The sequence below is a fragment of the Glycomyces sp. NPDC050141 genome (assembly GCF_055586545.1).
In genome coordinates, this window is record NZ_JBVJHZ010000078.1 from 1 (window position 1) to 6,875 (window position 6,875).

At 69.8% G+C, this 6,875-nt stretch carries 5 protein-coding genes; 3 read left to right on the top strand and 2 right to left on the bottom strand.

Annotated elements, in window-relative coordinates; all coding sequences use genetic code 11:
- Positions 1-137: 137 nt before the first annotated feature.
- Both ACZ60M_RS25350 and ACZ60M_RS25355 read right to left on the bottom strand, forming a co-directional pair.
- Positions 138-1,454, bottom strand: a complete 1,317-nt coding sequence (locus ACZ60M_RS25350) for a hypothetical protein (RefSeq protein ID WP_465422021.1) — start codon at positions 1,452-1,454, stop codon at positions 138-140.
- A 75-nt stretch (positions 1,455-1,529) separates the two neighbouring features.
- Entirely contained in the window at positions 1,530-2,213 is a 684-nt protein-coding gene (locus ACZ60M_RS25355; protein WP_465422023.1) for a hypothetical protein, read from the bottom strand.
- Positions 2,214-2,788: 575 nt separating this feature from the next.
- On the opposite strand from ACZ60M_RS25355, the gene ACZ60M_RS25360 reads away from it, so the two are divergent.
- The 3 genes from ACZ60M_RS25360 to rpmA all read left to right on the top strand — a co-directional run bounded on the left by ACZ60M_RS25360 (position 2,789) and on the right by rpmA (position 6,212).
- Positions 2,789-5,347, top strand: coding sequence for an Rne/Rng family ribonuclease (locus tag ACZ60M_RS25360; protein WP_465422024.1), 2,559 nt, complete (start codon positions 2,789-2,791; stop codon positions 5,345-5,347).
- A gap of 283 nt (positions 5,348-5,630) precedes the next feature.
- On the top strand, positions 5,631-5,930 hold the full coding sequence (gene rplU / locus ACZ60M_RS25365; RefSeq protein WP_208496630.1) for a 50S ribosomal protein L21: 300 nt from the start codon (positions 5,631-5,633) through the stop codon (positions 5,928-5,930).
- Positions 5,931-5,942: 12 nt separating this feature from the next.
- The gene (gene rpmA / locus ACZ60M_RS25370; RefSeq protein ID WP_465422027.1) at positions 5,943-6,212 is read left to right on the top strand and encodes a 50S ribosomal protein L27; all 270 of its coding nucleotides are present in this window, start codon (positions 5,943-5,945) and stop codon (positions 6,210-6,212) included.
- The last annotated feature ends 663 nt before the right edge of the window (positions 6,213-6,875 follow it).

The window sequence follows — 6,875 nt, forward strand, 5'->3', positions numbered from 1 at the left end:
GGGGGAGGGGGGGGGGGGCGTTGGGGTCCCCCCGGACTGGGGGGGGGGGGGGGGTTTGGGGGGGGGGGGGGGGGGGGGGGGGGGGGGGAGGGGGGGGGGGGGCCGCCCCCCCCCCCCCCCCCCCCTCTTGCCATGTCTTAACCGCGCCAGTTCTCCAGGTACCCGTTCGCGATCGCCATAGCCAGATCGGCCAGGCCCTGCTGGTCCATCGCCGCATCAGGCGACACCGAGATCCGCACCACCGTATACGAGTTGTCGTCCTGCACATGGAGGTGGAAGTTCGAGGTCTCGCCCTCGGGGACGCGCGCGACCGCCGCCGCCTGGTCGCCGATCTCCGGCGCCGGCTCCACGAGCGTCCAGGCCTCACCCAGCTCACCGATATCGTTGGTGCCCAGCTCGAAGTTGACGCTCGCCTTCGCATCCGTGTCGAAGACCGTGCTCTCGACCTCAACCAGCGCCGTCGCCCGCTCGGCCTCGCCGTACGTCAACGAGCAGGTCTGCACCCACCCGCGGCTCTTCTCCTCCGCGTCGCCGACCTCCACGGGCTCCGCACCGTCCACCACGGCGTCCAGCGGCGCCGTGTCCACCAGCGAGCACGGCTCCGAGCTGCCCTCGTACGTCAGGCCCGAGTCCGAACCGCCCGCGTTCCCCGAACTGTCCTCGCGGTTCACGAACCACCACGCGCCGCCGCCGACCAGCGCCAGCGCGACCACGCCGATGATGATCTTCGGGACAGGGCTCGACTTGCGCGCCCGGCTCCGCACCTTCTGGAAGTCCGAACGCCGACGCGGCTCCTTCGGCATGTACCCCAGGCGCCCGATCGTCGTGGTCTCGTTCCCGCCGCCCCACTCGCTGCGCGCCTCGTCCGTGAACGCGGTCTCCTCGAACGGCTGGTCCCGGCGCGACACCGGTTCGGCGCCGCCCTGCTGCTGGAACTGCTGCCCGCCCGCACCGCGCGGCGGCGAACCGGCCTCACGGCGCGGCGGCGAACCTGCGTCCCGCCTCGGCGGCGACCCGGCACCCCACTGGTCCGCACGCGGATCGGTCCGAGGATTCGAACCCGTCACCGGCCCGCCCTGCTGGGGACGCCGCGACTCGTACCCGCCCGGCTGCGCCTCATACCCGCCGGTCTGCGGGGAGAACTGCTGCGGCGACTGCCCGTAGCCCTGACCGGGCCCGCCCGCCGAAGGCCCGCCCGCGCGCGGCACGCCGCCGCGGGGGTCCTGCGCAGGACGCCCCGCCTGCGGCAGCGGGCGCTGGCCGCCCTGGGGGCCCTGCGGTCCACCGGCCTGGGGACGCCCGGCCTGGGGCATCTGCCCGCTCGGGTACTGGCCGGAGTCGCCCTGCGCTCCGCGCGGTCGGCCCGCGCGGGGCTGCCACTGGCCCGAACCCGGCCGCTGCCCGTCCTCGGGCTGCTCGTCGTATGCCGGGCCAAAGGGTGGTGTGGCGCTCACGATGATCCTCCGCGAATGATTCCCGGCGTGTCGACTTGACGCCGCGGTAGTCACCGCCAGCTTAAAGGGGGCCGCCTAATTCGCCGCTCGGGGGAGCGCGTCGACGAGGCCCGCGCCGAGATCCTCCGTCAGCTGCCGCACCTCCCCGCCCTCGGGCGGCACGCCGGTGAAGAACACGTTGATGCTCAGGGTCGCGTTCGCGACCTGGATGTGGAGCCGCACCTGCGTCTCCTCGCCCTCGGCGACCGTGACGGCCGCCGCCTGCTCGCCGATCCCGTCCACGTCCTCGGTCGTGAAGTCCTTCGACGCCTCGAAGTCGAGCACCCCGGCGTACGCGGCCCGCGCCTTCGACGCGTCCTCGTAGACCTGCACGGTTGAGAAGAGCGTCACCAGCCGGTACGCGTCGCCTCCGGCGTATTCCGCGCCATAGGTGCACTTGAACGTGCGCACTGCCTCCTCCGAGGACTCCTCGGGGTTGCGGGCCTGCTCGGTGTCGGCCCACGGCGCGAGCAGCTCGGTGTTCACCGAGATGTCGCACAGGTCGCCGATCTCCCCGGCCTCCACGGCGGGTGCTTCCTCGCCGGAGCCGGAGGACCAGTAGAGGACGGTCGCTCCGCCCGCGAGCAGGAGCGCGACCACGGCGAGCACCCAGCCCACGCTCGTGAGCTGGCGGAACAGGTCGGCACCGCGATGCCGCCCCTGGTAGGTGGAGGGTTTTCCGTCCGCCCGGGGCTCCTCGGACTTGTCCGAGTCGATCACCTGGAGTGCGATGGTCGTCGTCCTTATCTTGGGGGCCCGCTGCTGACGCGCCAGCACACAGCTTATCGAGTACATGGGACACGGGCCACGCTCGCGCCGTGCCAACAACGAGGAGTCGTGTTTTCTCACCCTTTCGGGCGGGTTCCGACTGAGAGCAGCGGCACCGGTCCGTTGACCGGCTCGGCGAATGACGCAGAGTGTGCGATACTCGACCTTGTCGTACCGCACACAGCTACGGACGGTGCGACCTGGAGATGTCCTGTCCGCGTCCCTCACGACGGCGACGGACTTGACCACTCGGCCGGGGAAGAGGTTGAATCCCCAGCGCGAGTTGAGGCTTTCAGTGCGGCCCGAACGGCATGATTTGAGCGCCGGAGCATGGCTCGCCAGCCTCTTGGGCGAAGCGAGCCGGATGCCGGCATCGCCAAGCCGGGAGGACCGCACTGCTGATGCCGCGCCCGTGCGGCAGCGGATGCAGATCGCATCACGCGCCCGGGCGGCGGCTGGAATGGAGATTTATTCATATGCGCGAGAACGAGCCGCGCGAACAGGTTCCCGTGGTTGCGGTGACCTTCATGGCTCCTCAGAAACCCAAGAACGACGAGCCCCCGGCGGACACGCCGCGGACCGAGCGCCCCCGCGCCGCCGCGTCCACCGCCGCGATGTTCGCCCCCCCGCCGAAGGTCGCGCCGAAAGCCGCCGAACCCAAGGCCGAGCCCAAGCGCGACCAGCGCGAGGAAGAGCCTGAGCCGCGCCGCGGCCAGGCGAAGAAGACGCAGGCCAAGAAGGCCCAGCCCCAGGAGCAGCAGGCGACGCGCAAGCGCACCCGCAACCGCCCCGACCGGGCTGAACGACTCGCCGAAAAGGGCGCCTCCGACCGGGGCCCCGAGAAGAGCGACTTCCGACCCGCCGAGAAGCCCGAGCCGAAGGCCGAAGCGTCCGAGGCCGAGGAGTTCGACGACGACTACGACGACGATGACGACTCCGAGGCCGGGCGACGCCGCCGCGGTCGCCGGGGCCGCCGCGGCCGAGGCCGCGGCAAGGGCGTCGACGGCGCTGCCGACGACGATGACGAGAACGACGACGAGGACCGCGAGTCCGACGCCGACGAAGACGACGAGGACGCCGAGGCCGACGGCCCCGAAGTGACCCGCCGCCGCCGTCGCCGCCGTCGCCGCGCCGGTTCCGAGGACTCCGACCGCTCGCGTCCGGACGACGCCGACGACGACGCCGAAGTGGTCGTCAAGGTCCGCACCCCGCAGCGCCGCACCTCCTCCAACGAGGAAGTGCGCGGCGTCTCCGGCTCCACGCGCCTCGAAGCGAAGCGCCAGCGCCGCCGCGACGGCCGCAAGTCCGGCCGCGGCCGCGTCCAGGTCGTCAGCGAGGCCGAGTTCCTGGCCCGCCGCGAGGCCGTCGAGCGCCAGATGATCGTGCGCGTCCGCAACGGCCGCTCGCAGGCCGCCGTCCTCGAGGACGGCATCCTCGCCGAGCACTACGTGTCGAAGTCGGGCACCCAGGGCCTGGTCGGCAACGTCTACCTCGGCAAGGTCCAGAACGTGCTCCCGAGCATGGAGGCCGCCTTCGTCGACATCGGCCGCGGCCGCAACGCCGTGCTCTACGCCGGCGAAGTGAACTGGGACGCCACCGGCCTCGCCGGTAAGGCCCGCTCCATCGAGCAGGCCCTGCGCCCCGGCGACCCCGTGCTCGTCCAGGTCACCAAGGACCCGGTCGGCCACAAGGGCGCCCGCCTGACCAGCCACATCGCGCTGTCGGGCCGCCACCTGGTCTACGTCCCGGGCGGCAACGCCTCCGGGATCTCCCGCAAGCTCCCCGACCGCGAGCGCACCCGCCTGCGCGCGGCGCTCAAGAAGCTCGTGCCCGAGGGCGCGGGCGTGATCGTCCGCACCGCGGCCGAAGGCGCCGGCCCCGAAGAGCTGGCCCGCGACATCTCCCGCCTCCAGATCGAGTGGGAGGAGATCCAGGCCAAGTCGAAGAAGGGCAACGCGCCCAGCGTGCTGCACTCCGAGCCCGACGTGCTCATCCGGGTCGTCCGCGACGTCTTCAACGAGGACTTCAAGGAGATCGTGGTCGAGGGCGAAGAGGCCTACGACGAGATCCACAAGTACCTCGAATCGGTCTCGCCCGAGCTGCTGCCGCGGCTCAAGCGCCACACCGGCACGAAGGACGTCTTCGCCGAGATGCGCGTCGACGAGCAGCTGCTCAAGGCCCTGGACCGCAAGGTCTACCTGCCTTCCGGCGGCTCGCTCGTCATCGACCGCACCGAGGCCATGACCGTGATCGACGTCAACACCGGCCGTTTCACCGGTGAGGGCGGCAACCTCGAGGAGACCGTCACCAGGAACAACCTGGAGGCGGCCGAGGAGATCGTGCGCCAGCTGCGCCTGCGCGACATCGGCGGCATCATCGTGATCGACTTCATCGACATGGTGCTCGAGTCGAACCGCGACCTGGTGCTGCGCCGCCTGACCGAGTGCCTGGGCCGGGACCGGACCAAGCACCAGGTCACCGAGGTCACCTCGCTGGGCCTGGTCCAGATGACCCGCAAGCGCGTCGGCCAGGGCCTCATCGAGGCCTTCTCCGAGCCGTGCGAGCACTGCAAGGGCCGCGGGGTCATGGTCCACACGGACGAGATCCTGGGGAACACCCGCAAGAAGGGCAACGGCGGCGGTGGCGGCAACGCCAACCAGAACCAGTCCCAGGGTCAGCAGCAGCAGCAGGGCCAGGGCGGCGGCAAGAAGAAGCGCGACCGCTCCAGGGGCAAGCAGCAGGACCAGCAGCAGGACCAGTCGGCCGAGCCGCACGTCAAGTCCGCCGCCGCTGAGACCGCCAAGATCGCCGCCGCGCTCACCGAGCACGGCCACGACGACCACGAGGACGCCGCGATCGACGACGAGACGACCGACGAGCCGATCGCTTCCAGCGAACCGGCCCAGGCCGACGCCGACGTCGAGACCGAGCCCGTGGACCTCGCCCCCGAGACCGAGGAGGCCGTCCCCGCGGACGCCCCCGAGGCCCCGGCCGAGGAGACCAGCACCGCTGACTCGTCCACCGAGGCAGCGGAAGCCGACACCGAACCCGGCGGCGACGCCGGATCGGCGGCGTCCGAGCACTAGGAGGTCCCGCGCCGCGGACTGTGACGTTCGCGGCGCTGGGCTCATCCCGATGCCGGAACCAGCGGGTACATGACGTACCCTAGTGAGCGGCCTATAGAGCCCTCAGCTTTTCCTCCCCGGAACGGGGGGATGAACGCGGAGCTCGATCGGCGGGCCGGCCCAGGCGACGTTTACGGAACCGAAGGCTGGCAGGTGCCTGGCACCGCGAAATTGACAGAACACCGTTCCCCTGCGGGGAACTCATTTCCCCGCACCGGGGAGGACCCAAGGAGACCGCGTCGACATGTACGCAATCGTCAAGACTGGCGGAAAGCAGTACAAGGTCGCCGAAGGTGACGTCCTCGAAGTCGAGAAGCTTCAGGGCGCGCCCGGCGACACGCTTACGCTGCCTGCGGTGTTGCTCGTCGACGAAGGCACTGTGGTCACCGACGCCTCTGGCGTCACGGTGAGCGGTGAACTTCTCGAGCACACCAAGGGCCCGAAGATCAAGATCCACAAGTACAAGAACAAGACCGGCTACCACAAGCGCCAGGGTCACCGTCAGCCGCTGACCCGCGTCAAGGTCACTGGCATCACCAAGTAAGGGGTTGGACAGATGGCACACAAAAAGGGCGCATCCAGCTCCCGCAACGGGCGTGACTCCAACGCCCAGCGACTTGGCGTCAAGCGCTTCGGCGGCCAGCACGTGAACGCGGGCGAGATCCTCATCCGTCAGCGCGGCACCAAGTACCACCCTGGCGACCTGGTCGGCCGCGGCGGCGATGACACGCTGTTCGCTCTGGCCGAGGGAGAGGTCCTCTTCTCCTCCAAGCGCGGTCGCAAGCTGGTCAACATCGTCCCGATCTCCACTGAGGTCGCGGCGTAAGACCGGAGCGGCAACGCTCGAAAGCATGAAAGGGCCGGGCCCGTCGAAAGACGGACCCGGCCCTTTCGCGTACCCGCCTCCTTCCCCTCCCCGCATCCCCACCGCCCCACCGCATCCGGAACGTCAAGACGCGAACACCGATCGCAACAGGTTGTTCACCGCGAGGACCCCGGAATGTCGGACCCTTCCCCTAGGTTCGAACCAAGGACCCCGCGACGAAGCGAGAAAAGCCGGCCCCGTCCGCGACCCGTCCGGACCGGCTTTTCAGCGATCCGGATGCGCCGCAGCGGCATTGCCGCAGCTCAACCCAGTCGCGCTCGAAAAGGGGACCCCCCGTTTCATGCCCTCGAAAGGGCGTGTAATGTTGTCCTAGCCCGAGGGGGAACGGAACAGAGCGAAAAGCCTGGTCCGGAAGCCGCCGGAGACCAGCGACAAACTCACTGAGTTTAGGCGCGGTCCGGAAGCTGAATCTCGGGAATCTTTGAGACTCAATAGAGGCTCGATCGGGTGTGACACAGGTTAATCGACCTGAGTTTGGCACACGGATCTGAGACTGTTAGAGTCGAGAGGTTGCTCCGGCTGAGGCCGAATCCCTAATGTGGATCGACTTGGGTTGGCGTGTTGTTTGAGAACTCAACAGGGTGTTTGGATGGTCAGCGTGCG